The organism is Chromobacterium sp. LK1 (assembly GCF_001043555.1).
Classification (GTDB): domain Bacteria; phylum Pseudomonadota; class Gammaproteobacteria; order Burkholderiales; family Chromobacteriaceae; genus Chromobacterium; species Chromobacterium aquaticum.
In genome coordinates, this window is record NZ_LDUI01000052.1 from 73,259 (window position 1) to 88,909 (window position 15,651).

Annotated in this window: 15 protein-coding genes; 5 read left to right on the top strand and 10 right to left on the bottom strand. The window is 62.9% G+C overall.

Features of this window, described 5'->3' with window-relative positions; translation table 11 throughout:
* The gene (locus tag VI26_RS20190) at positions 1–228 is read right to left on the bottom strand and encodes a helix-turn-helix transcriptional regulator (RefSeq protein ID WP_048411561.1); all 228 of its coding nucleotides are present in this window, start codon (positions 226–228) and stop codon (positions 1–3) included.
* A 415-nt stretch (positions 229–643) separates the two neighbouring features.
* Here VI26_RS20190 and VI26_RS20195 point away from each other — a divergent pair, with 415 nt between their 5' ends.
* Complete coding sequence (locus VI26_RS20195; RefSeq protein WP_048411562.1) at positions 644–1,192, top strand: NADAR family protein; 549 nt, start codon at positions 644–646, stop codon at positions 1,190–1,192.
* Positions 1,193–1,258: 66 nt separating this feature from the next.
* Here the strand turns inward: VI26_RS20195 and VI26_RS20200 are convergent, their stop codons facing one another.
* A complete protein-coding gene (locus tag VI26_RS20200; RefSeq protein ID WP_048411563.1) occupies positions 1,259–2,266 on the bottom strand; it encodes a class 1 fructose-bisphosphatase in 1,008 nt (335 codons plus the stop codon).
* Between the two features lie 319 nt (positions 2,267–2,585).
* Here VI26_RS20200 and VI26_RS20205 point away from each other — a divergent pair, with 319 nt between their 5' ends.
* The gene (locus VI26_RS20205) at positions 2,586–3,347 is read left to right on the top strand and encodes an ABC transporter substrate-binding protein (RefSeq protein ID WP_053074550.1); all 762 of its coding nucleotides are present in this window, start codon (positions 2,586–2,588) and stop codon (positions 3,345–3,347) included.
* 7 nt (positions 3,348–3,354) lie between these two features.
* Here VI26_RS20205 and gcvA read toward each other — a convergent pair whose 3' ends face one another.
* Complete coding sequence (gene gcvA / locus VI26_RS20210; RefSeq protein WP_048411564.1) at positions 3,355–4,248, bottom strand: transcriptional regulator GcvA; 894 nt, start codon at positions 4,246–4,248, stop codon at positions 3,355–3,357.
* A gap of 202 nt (positions 4,249–4,450) precedes the next feature.
* Between gcvA and acnB the strand changes: the two genes are divergently transcribed.
* Positions 4,451–7,036, top strand: a complete 2,586-nt coding sequence (acnB, locus tag VI26_RS20215; RefSeq protein WP_048411565.1) for a bifunctional aconitate hydratase 2/2-methylisocitrate dehydratase — start codon at positions 4,451–4,453, stop codon at positions 7,034–7,036.
* Between the two features lie 522 nt (positions 7,037–7,558).
* Positions 7,559–7,753, top strand: coding sequence for a hypothetical protein (locus VI26_RS20220; protein WP_048411566.1), 195 nt, complete (start codon positions 7,559–7,561; stop codon positions 7,751–7,753).
* Between the two features lie 33 nt (positions 7,754–7,786).
* Here the strand turns inward: VI26_RS20220 and VI26_RS20225 are convergent, their stop codons facing one another.
* The 7 genes from VI26_RS20225 to ggt form a co-directional block, all read right to left on the bottom strand.
* Positions 7,787–9,211: an MATE family efflux transporter gene (locus VI26_RS20225; RefSeq protein WP_048411567.1), complete on the bottom strand. Its 1,425-nt coding sequence runs from the start codon at positions 9,209–9,211 to the stop codon at positions 7,787–7,789.
* A gap of 120 nt (positions 9,212–9,331) precedes the next feature.
* Positions 9,332–9,775: an aminoglycoside 6'-N-acetyltransferase gene (gene aac(6'), locus VI26_RS20230; RefSeq protein ID WP_048411568.1), complete on the bottom strand. Its 444-nt coding sequence runs from the start codon at positions 9,773–9,775 to the stop codon at positions 9,332–9,334.
* Positions 9,776–9,858: 83 nt separating this feature from the next.
* Complete coding sequence (locus VI26_RS24740; protein WP_156183980.1) at positions 9,859–10,017, bottom strand: hypothetical protein; 159 nt, start codon at positions 10,015–10,017, stop codon at positions 9,859–9,861.
* Between the two features lie 107 nt (positions 10,018–10,124).
* Positions 10,125–10,445 carry an SMR family transporter gene (locus VI26_RS20235; protein WP_048411569.1) on the bottom strand — a complete coding sequence of 107 codons (321 nt, stop codon included), beginning with the start codon at positions 10,443–10,445 and terminating at the stop codon, positions 10,125–10,127.
* A complete protein-coding gene (locus VI26_RS20240) occupies positions 10,442–10,816 on the bottom strand; it encodes a multidrug efflux SMR transporter (protein WP_048411570.1) in 375 nt (124 codons plus the stop codon). The genes VI26_RS20235 and VI26_RS20240 overlap by 4 nt, the downstream gene beginning before the upstream one ends.
* Before the next feature lie 280 nt (positions 10,817–11,096).
* A complete protein-coding gene (locus VI26_RS20245; protein WP_197081546.1) occupies positions 11,097–11,858 on the bottom strand; it encodes an ABC transporter substrate-binding protein in 762 nt (253 codons plus the stop codon).
* A gap of 123 nt (positions 11,859–11,981) precedes the next feature.
* A complete protein-coding gene (gene ggt, locus VI26_RS20250; protein ID WP_048411572.1) occupies positions 11,982–13,739 on the bottom strand; it encodes a gamma-glutamyltransferase in 1,758 nt (585 codons plus the stop codon).
* A 166-nt stretch (positions 13,740–13,905) separates the two neighbouring features.
* Here ggt and VI26_RS20255 point away from each other — a divergent pair, with 166 nt between their 5' ends.
* On the top strand, positions 13,906–15,525 hold the full coding sequence (locus VI26_RS20255) for a methyl-accepting chemotaxis protein (RefSeq protein WP_048411573.1): 1,620 nt from the start codon (positions 13,906–13,908) through the stop codon (positions 15,523–15,525).
* The last annotated feature ends 126 nt before the right edge of the window (positions 15,526–15,651 follow it).

Genomic DNA, 15,651 nt, shown 5'->3' on the forward strand with positions numbered 1-15,651 from the left:
TCACAGCGTGGGGTCTTCGTCGGCTTCTCGGCGATAGGCCAGCAAATCGCCTGGCTGGCAGCTTAGCTGCCGGCACAGCGCGTCCAGCGTATCCAGCCGCAGGCACTTGACCTTGCCGCGTTTCAGCAGCGACAGGTTCTGCGGCGTGATGCCTATGGCCAGCGCAAGCGCTTTGGAGCTGAGCTTGCGCTGCGCCAATACCATGTCCAGCGTGATCACCACGGTCATGCCGGTCTCCCCAGTGTTTGTCGTTTCGGTTCTCGCCGCGGCATGGCGGCGTGGAATCAACATACTCCTGTCTGGCTCGGCGCCGCAATGCGGCCATCAGTAGTTTTACCTATGGGCAAGCGGGTGGGGCGCACCTATGTTGGTAAGGCAGTGTTGCATATCCACTGCGCGCCGCCGCCGCGTTAACGGGCAAAATCATCGCGGCGCGGTAATTAATCATTGTTTTTGTCGGTTTGCGCGGAAGCTGGCGGATGCGCGCGCGGTTCGGGTTCGCGCCGCGCTTGTCTAAGCCGGTTCCGGCTCCTTATAGTGATGGCCATGAAGATGTTCAGCGCCGCGGCGACAGCGGACACGAAGATGGGGCTCTTGGCTTTTTTTGCGGCGGATGCCGCGCTGGAAGTGGAGGACGCGGACCATGGCGATCCGAACGGTAAGTGAGTTGCGCAAGCGGGCTGCGGCCGGCGAAACCCTGGATTTCCTGTTTTTTTGGGGGCACCGGCCCAAGCACGACGGCGGCGTCTGCAAGAGCTGCCTGAGTCAATGGTACATGGCGGGCTTTGAACTTGGCGGCACGCATTACGCCAGCGCCGAGCATTATATGATGGCGGAAAAAGCGCGCCTGTTCGAGGATGCCGAAACCCGCGGCCGCATACTGGCGGCGGCCAGCCCGGCCGAGGCCAAGGCGCTGGGGCGCCAGGTGCGTGGCTTTGATTCCGCCTTGTGGCAGCAGCGTTGTTGCGAGGTGGTGATGCAAGGCAATCTGGCCAAGTTCCGGCAAAATCCGTTATTGGGCGATTTTCTGCGCGGCACCGGCGACGCGGTATTGGTGGAAGCCAGCCCGGTGGATTGCATCTGGGGCATAGGCTGGGCCGAGGACGATCCGCAGGCACGGCTGCCTGAGATGTGGGACGGCAGCAATCTGCTGGGTTTCGCGCTGATGGAAGTGCGCGAGCAATTGCGCTAGCGCCGGCGGCGAACAAAAACAAGCCCTGTCGAATCCGGCAGGGCTTGTTTTGTTTGGCGTGGCCGCTTACTGCTGTTCGGCGTGGTAGCCGGTAACGCGCTCGACTTCTTCCTTGGAGCCGAGGAAGACCGCCACGCGCTCATGCAGCTTTTGCGGCTGGATTTCCATGATGCGCTGATGGCCGTTGGTGGCCGCGCCGCCGGCCTGTTCCACGACAAAGGCCATCGGATTGCCTTCATACATCAGCCGCAGCTTGCCGGCCTGATCCGGCGTGCGCGCGTCGCGCGGGTACATGAAAATGCCGCCGCGGGTGAGGATGCGGTGCACTTCCGCCACCATGGACGCCACCCAGCGCATATTGAAATCGCGGCCGCGCGGGCCGGTGCTGCCGGCCAGCAATTCGTCGACATAGCGCTTCACCGGCGCATCCCAGTGGCGCATATTGGACATATTGATGGCGAACTCGCCGGTGCTTTCCGGCACCTTCATGTCCGGGTGGGTCAACACGAAAGAGCCTTGCTCGCGGTCCAGTGTGAAGCCGTTGACGCCGCTGCCAAAGGTTAGCACCAGCAAGGTTTGCGGGCCGTACACGGTGTAGCCGGCGGCCACTTGCTCGGTGCCTGGCTGCAGGAAGGCGCCCTCGGTGGCGTGATCTATGCCATGCGGACAGCGCAGGATGGAGAAAATGGTGCCCACCGAGATATTGACGTCGATATTGGACGAGCCGTCCAGCGGATCGAACATCAGCAGGTATTCGCCCTTGGGGTATTCGCCGGGAATGTGATAGGGCAGCTCCATTTCCTCGGAGGCCATCGCCGCCAGGCTGCCGCCCCATTCATTGGCGTCCAGCAGGTAATCGTTGGCGATCACGTCCAGCTTCTTCTGCGCCTCGCCCTGGATATTGCCGGTGCCGGCCTCGCCCAGCACGCCGGCCAGCGCGCCCTTGTTCACCGAGTAGCTGATGGCCTTGCAGGCACGGCCAACGGTTTCGATCAGCAGGCGCAGCTCGGGCGGCAGCGAGCCGGCCTTGCGTTGCTGTTCGATCAAAAAGCGGGAGAGGGTGATGCGGCTCATGACTATCCTTAGCTTTGGGTGGTGCGCGAATGATAAGGCCGGCGCTACGCCGGCACAACGCGCCATTATAGCGGATAAGCCGTTTGCCGTCGTCATGGACGCCCCGCGCTGGCGGCCGGGCCACGCCAGCCATGGGCCAGCGACGCTTTGCGGACCATGAGTCCGTGGCATGGCCGGCTTGTTTGCTGCTTAATGCTTGAATGCCAAATCGCATGCATTTGGTATCGTTTCCGTCAGGCTGGCGCGCCGGCGATTCCTCTGCAGCCGCGGTCAAGCGCGGCTATGAATAAAGACAGGATCAAGCCGGCGGAGAATCATCATGAAAGCGATATTGGCGCTGCTATTGCTGCTGGCGGCTTGGCCAGCGCGGGCCATCACGATCTACACCGAGGACTGGCCGCCCATCACCTATCTGCATAACGGTGTGCCGGACGGCATGGCGGTGGAGGTGGTGCGCGAGATCCAGTCGCGCATGCATGACAATAGCGCGATTGAAGTGGTGCCCTGGGCGCGTGGCTACAAGGAGGTGACCACCGCGCCCAATGTGATGCTGTTCACCGTGGGGCGCAATGACGCGCGTGAGAAGCAGATGACGCTGCTGGGACCCATCGCCATTTCCCAGACCGTGTTGCTGGCGCGCAAGGGCGAAGCCGCCGCTCTGCTGGCCTTGGGCTCCGGCATATATCAGCGTCCGGTGGGCGCTTACCGTGGCAGCATCTTCGCCGACGCGGCCTCCGCCGCCGGCTTCGTCGAGGTGGATCTGGCGCCGACGCCGCAAGTGACCGCGCAAAAGCTGCTGGTGGGCCGCTACGATATGTGGTCGGAAGGCGGTTTCGTGGTCGCCTCGGTGCTGAAAGACATCCATCAGCCGCCGGACGCGGTGGAAGTGGTCAAGGTGCTGGAGTCGCTGGAACTCTACCTGGCGTTCTCGCGCGGCACTTCGGCGGCCGAAATCCGGCGCTGGCACGACGCCTTCGCCGCGGTCAAGAAAGACGGCGCCTTCAAGCGCATCTACAATAAATGGCTGCCGCGCGACACCGCGCCGCCGGAGCTGAGGCAGATCGGCGTGACCCCGCGCTGAACCCGGCTCAGGCGGTTTCCGGGCGCGCGGCCTCGCTTTCCAGCCAGCGGCAGAACGCCGCCACCGTCGCGTCTTCCGCCGCCATGCGCGGCGCCACCCAGCAATAGTCGCGCACCGTCGCCACCGGCGCCGGCAACGGCGACAGCAATGCGCCGGCATCGATCTGCGCCTGCGCCATCGGCATCGGCCCCAGCACCACGCCCAGGCCATCCATCGCCGCCTGCAGCGCCAGGGAGAAGCGATCGAAATGCATGGCGCTGGCCGGTTTCAGCTCCGGCACCCCGGCCAGGGTCAGCCAGCGCTGCCAGGCGGTTGGGCGGGTATCGGCGTACAGCAAGGTATGCCGGGCCAGGTCCGCCGGACTGGCGATGGGCGCCGCCGCCAGCAGCGCCGGGCTGCACAGCGGCAGCTCCCACTCCTTCAGAAACGGCTTGGCGATATGGCCGGGCCAATCGCCGGGACCACGGCGGATGGCGATGTCGAACGGGCTGTCCAGCCGGCTGATGTCGCGGTCCGAGGTGGCCAGGTGCAGCTCCAGCTCCGGAAACTGCTCGCGAAAGCGGCTCAGCCGTGGCAGCAGCCAATGCATGGCGAAAGTGGGCGTGGAATTGATGCTGAGCCGGCGCTGGCGGTCCGGCTGCAGCAGCTGGGAGGTGGCGTTGGCGATCAAATCCAGGCCGTCCTGCACCTGCACCAGATAGCGCCAGCCAGGGTCGGTCAGCTTGACGCGGCCGCCGCTGCGCTCGAACAGCGGCACGCCCAGCCAATCTTCCAGCTGCTTGATCTGCTTGCTCACAGCCCCGTGGGTGACGAAGAGTTCGCCGGCGGCGGCGGAAAAGCTTTCCAGACGAGCCGCTGCCTCAAAAATACGCAGGGTGTTGAGTGGGGGATAAGTGCTCATGCTGTGATTTTATCTCACAATCTATGTTGCGATAACTCGTTTGAAAGCGGACCGCTAACAGCGTAATCTTCAGGCATGAAATCTGGGCCGCGGCCATCGGCATCTCACCGCGCGGTCCATAGCCTTGCCGGCATCGCCGCGCGCAGCAGCGCGGGCCATGCCGGGGACGCTGCCGACAACCCAAGCTATAAAGGTCAAAGTCATGCTGGAAGCTTATCGTCAACACGTGGCCGAGCGCGCCGCGCTGGGTATCCCGCCGCTGCCGCTGTCCGCCAAACAAGTGGAAGCGCTGGTCGAACTGCTGAAAAACCCGCCCAAGGGCGAGGAAAGCACCCTGGTCGATCTGATCACCCATCGCGTGCCGCCGGGCGTTGACGATGCCGCCAAGGTCAAGGCTTCCTTCCTGGCCGCCGTGGCCGAGGGCGACGTCAAATCCCCGCTGATCTCCCGCGAGCTGGCCACTCAGCTGCTGGGCACCATGCTGGGCGGCTACAACATCAAGCCGCTGATCGACCTGCTGGACGACGCCGCCGTGGCGCAGATCGCCGCCGATGGCCTGAAGAAAACCCTGCTGATGTTCGACGCCTTCCACGACGTGAAGGAGAAAATGGACAAGGGCAACGCCCACGCCAAGCAAGTGGTGGAATCCTGGGCCAACGCGGAATGGTTCACCAGCCGTCCGGCGGTGGCCGAGAAAATCACCGTCACCGTGTTCAAGGTGACCGGCGAGACCAATACCGACGACCTGTCCCCGGCGCCGGACGCCTGGAGCCGTCCGGACATCCCGCTGCACTACCTGGCCATGCTGAAAAACGCCCGTCCCGGCATCACCCCGGAAGAAGACGGCAAGCGCGGCCCGATGCAGTTCATCGAAGACCTGAAGCAAAAAGGCCATCTGGTCGCTTATGTCGGCGACGTGGTCGGCACCGGCTCCAGCCGCAAATCCGCCACCAATAGCGTGATCTGGGGCACCGGCGAAGACATCCCTTACGTGCCGAACAAGCGTTTCGGCGGCGTCTGTCTGGGCGGCAAGATCGCTCCCATCTTCTTTAACACCCAGGAAGACTCCGGCGCGCTGCCCATCGAAGTGGACGTGTCCAAGATGGAAATGGGCGATGTGATCGACATCTACCCGTATGCCGGCAAGATCGAGAAGGCCGGCCAGAAGATCGCCGACTTCGCGCTCAAGTCCGAAGTGATCCTGGATGAAGTGCGCGCCGGCGGCCGCATCAACCTGATCATCGGCCGCGGTCTGACCGGCAAGGCGCGTGAAGCGCTGGGCCTGCCGGCATCCACCGAATTCCGCCTGCCCAAGGCCCCGGTCGATTCCGGCAAGGGCTTCAGCCTGGCGCAGAAAATGGTCGGTCGCGCCTGTGGCCTGCCGGAAGGCCAGGGCGTGCGCCCGGGCACCTACTGCGAACCGAAGATGACCACCGTCGGCTCCCAGGACACCACCGGCCCGATGACCCGCGACGAACTGAAAGACCTGGCTTGCCTGGGCTTCTCCGCCGATCTGGTGATGCAGTCCTTCTGCCACACCGCCGCCTATCCCAAGCCGGTGGACGTGAAGATGCACAAGGAACTGCCGGCCTTCATCTCCACCCGCGGCGGCGTGTCGCTGCGCCCGGGCGACGGCGTGATCCACAGCTGGTTGAACCGCCTGCTGCTGCCAGATACCGTGGGCACCGGCGGCGACAGCCACACCCGCTTCCCGATCGGCATCTCCTTCCCGGCCGGCTCCGGCCTGGTGGCCTTCGCCGCCGCCACCGGCGTAATGCCGCTGGACATGCCTGAATCGGTGCTGGTGCGCTTCAAGGGCAAGATGCAGCCGGGCGTGACCCTGCGCGATCTGGTCAACGCCATTCCGCTGTACGCGATCAAGCAGGGCCTGCTCACCGTGGCCAAGGCCGGCAAGAAAAATGCCTTCTCCGGCCGCATCCTGGAAATCGAAGGCTTGCCGGATCTGAAGGTGGAGCAAGCATTCGAGCTGTCCGACGCCTCCGCCGAGCGCTCCGCCGCCGGTTGCACCGTGCACCTGGACAAAGCGCCTATCATCGAATACATGACCTCCAACATCACCCTGATGAAGACCATGATCGCCAACGGCTATCAGGACGCGCGCACGCTGGAGCGCCGCATCAAGGCGATGGAGGCCTGGATCGCCAATCCGCAGCTGCTGAAGGGCGACGCCGACGCGGAATACGCGGCGGTGATCGAGATCGACCTGGCCGACATCCACGAACCCATCGTGGCCTGCCCGAACGACCCGGACGACGTGAAAACCCTGTCCGACGTGGCCGGCGCCAAGATCGACGAAGTGTTCATCGGCTCTTGCATGACCAATATCGGCCACTTCCGCGCCGCCTCCAAGCTGCTGGAAGGCAAGCGCGACATCCCGGTGAAACTGTGGGTGGCGCCGCCGACCAAGATGGACGCCGAACAACTGACCGCGGAAGGCCATTACGGTACCTTCGGCACCGCCGGCGCGCGCATGGAAATGCCGGGCTGCTCGCTGTGCATGGGCAACCAGGCGCAGGTGAAGGAGGGCGCCACCGTGATGTCCACCTCCACCCGCAACTTCCCCAACCGTCTGGGCAAGAACTCCAACGTCTACCTGGGGTCCGCCGAACTGGCCGCGATCTGCTCCCGTCTGGGCCGCATTCCGACCAAGGAGGAATACATGGCCGACATCGGCGTGCTCAATCAGAAGGCCGGCGAAGTGTACCGCTACATGAACTTCAACGAGATCGCCGATTACCAGGAACTGGCCGATACCGTGAAGGTGTAACGAAATCAGTAGATTGTGTTTTGGGGGCGTGTGCGGGTTTCGACCTTTTGATTTTTGATACCCCCATCGAGACCCCCAAATAGAAAAGGTGCTCAGGCACCTTTTCTATTTCAGTTCTCTTGAGGGCGTGCCTTCTGGGCAATCCAAATCAATATACCCTGCGCAGGCGGGGTATTGGTTTGGCGAGACGGGATGACGGCAGGCGAAATGCAAGCTTGAAGGTCATGCCAAAAAGCCGTGGAGAGTTATCTGGCATGCCGGCGATGAAGCCAGGGGTGCTGTGTTGAATAGCTGTGATGAACAGATAAGAAAGAGAATGTCTTTTGCAACTTTTTGTAAATGTTTTCGTGATTGGCCTGATGACGCTTTATCCCCTATGGCGAATATTCAGGCGCGCGGGCTTGCCGCCATATTATGCCTTGGCCGTTTTCATTCCCGCCGTAGGCATGCTGCTAGTAATGCTGGTGCTGGCAAATTCGGCATGGCCAGCGTTTAAAAATAATAAATAAAGGAGATGTTGACATGCTCTTATTAGTGGCTGCGGCAATAGTGGCTTTTATTGTCATCATTCTGTTTGGAATGGTGATTTCAAAGATGGGGTATTCAAAATGGGGTAGCTTGATCATCTTCGTTCCTGTTTTCAATATTCTTGCACTCTGGTATCTGGCCTTTGCCAAATGGCCGATCGAGGTGGCAGAACCCCAGAAGGATCAATAAAGTTGGACTTCTAGGAAGCTGCATCGGTCATAGCTAGCCAAGGAGTTCTGTGTCACTGCGCATGGTGTTTTTATCTTGTTGTGGGCAGTTTGCTGGTCGGGTCCATGCGCCTAGCCGGCACGCCAGCGCAAGCGCCGCCAAGCTGAGCCCCGCGGCCAGCCCATACCAGAGGCCGACGCCGCCCAGCCCTCCCTGGGTGGCCAGCATCCAGCCGCCGCCTATGCCTATCAGCCAATAGCCGATGCTGGCGATCCACATTGGCGCCAGCGTGTCGCGCAAGCCTTTCAGACTGCGCGACAAGATGATTTGAGCGGCATCCGCCAGCAAGAACCAGGCAAGAATGCCCAGCAGGATTTGGGCGTATCGCAACACCTCGGCCGCCTCGGCCTTGGCGGTATCGATGAAGATGCCGGCAATCCAGTCCGGCCCCCACCAGCAAAGCGCGGCCAGGGGAGCGGTCAGCACGGTGATCAGCAGCAGAGCGCTCCAGGCCAGCCGGCGGCCGCCGCGCACATCGCCCCGCGCCGCCTTGGCGGCCAGTTGCACGGTCAGTAAATCGCCTATTCCCAGCGCCAGGATGATGAAAAGATCGCCAACGTAGATGGCTATGGTGGTGGCGGCCATGAAGGCCACGCCGAAGTAGCCCGCCAGCAGCGTCACCACGCCGAACAAGCTGCTTTCGAACAAGCCAATAGCGAAGGAGGGCAGGCCGATGCGGAGCAGGTCGCGGCAGGTTTGTCTGTCCAGCCCAGACCGCGAGCACCAGCGAAAGCGGTAGCCGAGTCGATGCCGGCAGTGGCGAGCGATGGCGAACAACATCGCCCAACTGGCCAAGGCGGTTCCTATCGCCGCGCCGGGCAAACCAAGGGCGGGCAGGCCGAGCGCTCCGAAAACCAGTCCATAATTGAGCGCGGCATTCAGCAGCACACCGCCCAGGCTGACGACGAAGATCACCCGGTTCGCGCCCAGCGCCGAAACATAGGCGCGGTAGACGCTGAAACCCAGCATTGCGGGAATGCTCCAGCTGACGACGGCAAGGTATTGCCCGCACAAGGCGACCACGGCCGGGTCCTGGCCGGCAAGACGGAACGCCGCCGGCAGCAGCAAGGCGACGGCAATCAGCGCCGGGGACAGGGCGAGGCAGGCCCATAGACTGAGATCGAGCGCCGCCTGGGTACCGGCGTGATCACCGCGCGCATGGGCCTCGGAAACGAAGATGCACCCGGTCGAGACCAAGGCCATGCCGCCAAATATCAATGGAAACAGCGCGCCGATGGAAAGACCTATCGCCGCCAGCTCCGTGTTGCCGAGATGGCCGACGAAGGCCGCATCGGTAAGCGTCATCGCCACTTCGGCCAGATAGAAGCTGATCACGGGCAGCGAGCCCTTGAGCAAGCGGCGCTGCTGAAGCAGGGATCGCCGCACATGGCGGGTTGGCGGGCGGAAGGGGCCGGGCATTGGCGGTCTCCGCCATGAATCGCTGATGAGCGCTATTGCATCATGGAGATCTTGCCGGCAGCAAATCTACGCGGCCGCGATGGCCGGGAATGGAATGGGTTTTGCGCGCAGTCGCCGCTGCTAGACCAGCGCCTTCCTGAAAAACACCACTCTTTCAGTTTCCTCGAAACCCAGGCAGGCGTGCATGCGCTGCGAATCGACATTGCTCAGCGGCGCGTCGGACGCCAGTTCCGCGCAATCGTGCTCCAGGCCCCAGGCCTGCACCGCCGCAACGAGTTGCCGGGCGATGCCGTGTCGCCGGCAGGCGGGCAACACGAAAATGCCTTCCAGGAAAGCCACCGGGCTGTCGGCGCAACCATTGACATAGTCGTGCCGGATCGCCGCGTCGGCGAAGCCCACCGCCTGGCCGGTGGCGTCCCGCGCCAGGAAGGTGGCAAGGTGGCCCGACGCGAGGATGGCCTCGCCGTCGCGGTAGTGGGCGGCGGACGCATGGTGCGGCCAGAGTTGTTGGCGCAGCGCCACCCAGTCTGGCAGGGCGGCGTGGTCCAGTTTTTGAATCGGCATCGGTATTCCTGTGCCGGCGCGGCGGCGCCGGGAAAAACAAAGGGCCGGCAAGGCCGGCCCGGTGTGGAGACGGAAGGCGCGGCTTAGTCTACCTCGCCGCACAACTCGCAGGGTTGATCCGTTTCACCGTGGATGGCCAGGATGCCGACATCGCTGGCGCAGTGCTCGCAAAGGGTGAGCAAGGCTTGGGGGTTCTCCAAGGGTTCCTGGCTCATGCCGCTCAAAACTTGATACTGTTGCATGTCTCAGCCTTTCATTGCCTGGATGGAGCCCGTACCGTAAACCGATAACGGACACATCGCCATATTCAGATTGGACAGGTGGCCTGCTGCGACGCGTCATAAAACCGTCACGCCGTGGTCAGCACCACCACCGAAGAAATCACCACCGCCATGCCTAGCCAGCCCAGCGGCTTCAGCTTCTGGCCGAAGAACACCCGTGCGCCGATGGCGGTGCCGATGATGCCCAGCGCGCCCCACAGCGCGTAGGCCACCGCCAGATCGATGCCGCGCACCGCCTGGCCCAGCAAGGCGAAAGCCACCCATACCATGGCGATGGCGCCGAAGCCCCAGGCCTTGTGGCGGAAGCCGTTGGACTTTTCCAGCATCAGGTTGGCGGCCACTTCGATCAGCGCCGAAGACACCACGAATAAGTAGAAAACGGTTTTCATGCGGCTTGCTCCTCGGCGTTGCCATGGTCTTCGCCGAACACCACGCAGGCGATGCCGACCACGGACAGCGCCAGACCTATCATTTCCTGGGTCAGCAAGGCTTCGCCGAACACATAGACGCCGATCAGCGCCAGCCCGGCCAGGCCCAGCGCCTCCCAGGCGGCGTAGGCCACGCCCACCGCGATGGTGCGGATGGCCAGCGACAGGAAGTAGTAGGACAGCGCCAGCGCGGCGGCCATCACGCCATAGCCCCAGTAGCTTTCGGTGCGGGCGGCGTAGGCCATGAAGGAGGTGCCGATGATTTCGGTGACGATGGCGGCCAACAGGCACAGCCATCCCAGCATGGGTTGGTCTTGTTGATGAATGGGCATGAAAAGCTCCTGTGATGAAGATCCGGGGCCACATGCGCTAGAGGCGCAACAACGCTCCGCTAAACGCGCGGATGACGCCGTCAGCAAAGACAGTCGGTCGCTTAGGCTGCCCCGTGAAACCGTTTGGGGCAGAAGGGTTGTTTATCGCATTGAAGCGCAAGATAAGCGCAAAACGGCTGCGCGCTTAAGGTGGCTGTTTGATATTTTGAACAATTCTAGCTGATGTGGCTGAAATGTTCAACTTAATTGATAGTAATTTCTATCTAATGAAGGGCGGGTATCACTTGCAGCCAGCCATGCGCACATTGTAGCGACGCGCCAGCCGCGGCAAGGTGCCGTCGCGGCACATGGCGGCAAGCGCCTGATTGAAATCCGCCACGGTATTGGGTTTCACGTTTTTCAGCGGGAAGCCGTACAGATAGGTCAGCGGCTGAATGGTGGCGAGCGGGCGGATGCCGCTCAAGGCCTCGCGGCGGATCAGAAAGCGAGTGACGTCCTCGTTGGCGAACACCACCGCGTCCGCGCCATAGCGCAGGGCGGCCAATTTCTTCAACACCGTTTCCTGATTGTTTTCCACGGTGATGTTGATATTGGGCAGGCCGGCGACCAATTTATCCAGCGCGTTCTGGGTGATGGACGGCCCGTATACCGCGATGCGGCGCAGCGCCAGATCCTGGGGTTGTTGGTAGCGGAAGTTGGAACTGGCGGTGGCGAACAGGCCGTAGCTGCTGTTGAACACCGGTGCGCTCAAGGCCAGCGAAAGCCGGCGCTCCGGAGTATCCTGCACCGGGAAGATGCCATCCACCTTGCCCTCCTCGGCCAAGAGCAGCGCGCGGCGCCACACCATGGGCTGGATCTCGCAGCTCCAGCCCAGGCGCTGGCAGGCGGACACCAGCACATCCACCATCAGGCCCTGCGGCTGTGGCTTGTCGCTCACCTCGATGAAGGGCGGGAAGTCCTGGGTGGCGAAGTGCAGGGTGGCCGCGCCGGCGTTGGGCAAGAGCGACAAGGCGAGCGCGGCGCGGCTCAGCGATTTCAGCATCGGCGGTTTTTCTCCGTTCAGCATGCTTGCATTATGGCCAATTGCACACCCCTTGCCGTTTTATCGGTGAGCCGGGCCGGGGAGAACGCGCGAGGCGCCCGCCCGGCCCGGCGCCGGACGGGCTCAATAGCCCAGGGTCGCGCCGTCGGGGTTGCGCGGATCGGAATAGCCGTATAGGCCGTCGTCACGCAGCTGGATGGTCTGGGTTCGGCCCATGCTGGGCTTGACCGCGATCTGGTAGCCCTGTTCGCGCAGCAGGCGCAGCGTGTCCGGGCTCAGGCCCTTTTCCACCCGCAACTCATCCGGCAGCCATTGATGATGCACCCGCGGCGCGGCGGCGGCTTCGGCCGGGTTCATGCCGAAGTCGATGGCGTTGACGATGGTTTGCAAGGTGGTGGTGATGATGCGCGCGCCGCCGGGGCTGCCGGTGACCAGCCACGGCTTGCCGTTTTTCAACACCAGGGTGGGCGACATCGACGACAGCGGCCGCTTGCCGGCCGCCACCGCGTTGGCGTCGCCGCCGATCAGGCCGAAGGCGTTGGGCACGCCGGGCTTGGCGGAGAAGTCATCCATCTCGTTGTTGAGCAGGATGCCGGTGCCGCCGGCGATGATGCCGCTGCCGAAGTTCAGGTTCAGCGTATAGGTGACAGCCACCGCGTTGCCTTGTTTATCGACGATGGAATAGTGAGTGGTCTGGTCACTTTCATAGGGCTGCGGCTTGCCCGGCTTGATCTCGGCGGCGGGGCGCGCCTTGACCGGATCGATGGACGCGGCCAACTGATCGGCGTAGCGCTTGGAGGTCAGGCCGGCTTGCGGCACTTTGACGAAGGCCGGGTCGCCCAGGTATTCGGAGCGGTCGGCATAGGCCAGCTTCATCGCCTCGGCCAGGTAGTGGATGGTCTGCGCGCTATTGGAGCCGTAGTCGGCCAAAGGGTAGCGTTCCAGCAGGTTCAGGATCTGGATGATGTGAATGCCGCCGGAGCTGGGCGGCGGCATGGACACCACCTGATAGCCGCGGTAGCTGCCGCTGACCGGCGCGCGTTCCTCAACCTTGTAGCCAGCCAGATCCGTCTTGGAGATCAGGCCGCCGTGGCGCGCCATCTCCGCCACGATCTTGTCGGCGATGCCGCCCTGGTAAAACGCCTTCGGTCCCTGCTGCGCGATCAGGCGCAGCGATTTGCCCAGGTCGCGCTGCACCAGCTTCTCGCCGGCGCGCAAGGGGCGGCCGTCGCGGAAAAACACCGCGCGGCTGCTGTCCCAGCGGCCCAGATTGTCCTTTTCCACTTCCAGCATCTCGGCCAGCGTCTGCGACACGGCGAAGCCTTGCTCCGCCAGCCTCACCGCCGGCGCAATCACCTTGGCTAGCGGCAGGCTGCCCCAGCGCTGCTGCGCGTGCGCCAGGCCGGCCACGGTGCCGGGCACGCCCACCGCCAGGTGGGTGTACAGCGAGCGGCCGTCCGCCACCTTGCCTTGCGCGTCCAGATACATGTCGCGGCTGGCCTTGGACGGCGCGGTTTCGCGGAAGTCCAGCGCGATATTGCGGCCGCTCTTGGCGTCGTGCAGCACCATGAAGCCGCCGCCGCCCAGGTTGCCGGCATTGGGCAGCGTCACCGCCAGCGCGAAGCCCACCGCCACCGCGGCGTCCACCGCGTTGCCGCCCTGGCGCAGGATGTCCAGCCCCACTTGCGAGGCCAGCCCCTGCTCGGTGGCCACCATGCCGTTGCGCGCATGCACCGGGTGGAAGATGTCGTAGTCGTAATCGTATTTGACCTGCGGCGCGGCCGGCGGACTCAGCGCCAGCGCCGGCGCGTTGAAGCCCAGGCTCAGGCCCAGCGCCAGCGCGCTGAGCAGCAGGCGTTTACGGGTGCGGAATGCCATCATGATCGTTCTCCTTTGTCATTATGGGTTTTTTGTGATTGCGAGGACATTCTACGGTGCGTTTCTTCAGTGCAAAAGCCTGATTTTGCATGCCAAATGATTTGAAAATTACCGAAATACGTACCTATAAAGAATCGAGCTTCATATGCAACGGATTGAGGGGGAAACCATGAGCATATCCCAGCGCTTGTTATTGACCTTGGCGGTGGCCCTGCTGGGCCTGTTCGCCGTTGGCAGCTACGGCCTGCTCCAACTGCACCGGGCCAATGAGCGTTTCGATTACCTGCAGATCAACACCTTCCCCAGCATTCACGCGCTGGACCAAGCCTTGCAAGCGCAAACCGATATGCGGGTGCTGACCTATCGCCACGGCATCAGCGAAGACCCCAAGCTCAAGGCCGAGATCGAGGTCAGCATCGCCGAGCTGGACAAGCAGATGGATCAGGTGCTGGACAAGTACCAGAAAGAGCTGGTGTCCGATGACGAGGACCGGCGGCTGATAGAAAAGGACAAGGCGGACATCCAGGTATATCGCCAGCAGCGCAACGCGGTGTTCAAAATGTCGCGAGAGCAGCCGCCGGAGATCACCCGCAAGGAATTGGTGAGCGGGCCGTTGATGCCGGTGGCCAGAGCCGTGGTCAAGGACATCAAGGATCACATCGAATACAACTACAAGCTGGCCAAGCAGCTGTCCGCGGATAACGCCGTCGCCTATGAACAGGCTTTCGTGTCCTCGCTGGTGGTGATTCTGGGCGCGCTCATCCTCAGCGGCGCGCTGGGCTTCACCCTGTTCCGCAACATCCGCCGCAGCCTGAACCTGATCGGCTCCACGCTGGACCGCGTCAGCTCCAGCAAGGACTTCCGCCTGCGCGCCGAAGTGGAGCGCATGGACGAAGTGGGCCGTACCGCCACCGCCTTCAACCGCTTGCTGGATGATTTGCAGCAAAGCTTCAAGGGCATACGCGACAGCATCGCCGAGATCGACAGCGCCACCTCCGGCCTGGCGGCCAACACCAATCAGATTGCGCGCAGCTCGGAACTGCAAAGCGAATCCGCCGGGGCGATGGCGGCGGCGGTGGAACAAATGACGGTGAGCATCAACCACGTGGCCGACAATGCGGTGGAAGCGCGCACCCAGGCGCAGCAGGCGGGCAGCATGGCCAGCGAAGGCGGGCAAGTGATTTCCGCCACCGTGCTGGGCATTTCCGAAGTGGCCGGCGCCATCTCCAACGCCGCGCAGCGCATCGAGCAACTGAAGGACGACAGCGCCACCATCGCCTCGGTGATGGGGGTGATCAAGGACATTGCCGATCAGACCAATCTGCTGGCCTTGAACGCGGCGATCGAAGCGGCGCGCGCCGGCGAGACCGGGCGCGGCTTCGCGGTGGTGGCGGACGAAGTGCGCAAGCTGGCGGAGCGCACCGCCAAGTCCACCACTGAAATCGCCACCATCATCAACAAGATGCAGGGCAGCACGCTGGACGCGGTGCAGAGCATGGAAAAAGTGGTGGAGCAGGTGCACCAGGAAACCGACAATGCCCGCGAGGCCAATACCGTGATCGAAAAAATCCAGGACAGCAGCGGCCAGGCGATGGCGCTGGTCAAGGATATTTCCGGCAGCATCAACGAGCAAAGCAGCGCCAGCAACACCATTGCGCAGAAAGTGGAGCAAATCGCGCAGATGGCGGAGGAAAACGCCTCCGCTTCCAGCGCCTCCGCCGACGCGGCGGAGAAATTGCAGCGGCAGGCCAAGAATATCCTGCACACGGTCACGCAATACCAGGTTTAAAGCCGCTCACAAAACCCCGGGGCCCGCGTTGGCGCGCCTTGCCCCTGGTTTCGCTCTAGCTCGCAAGAGCGTAAGCACGGTTTTAGCACCGCGTGACGATTGGTATTTAATAGATATTCAAAATTA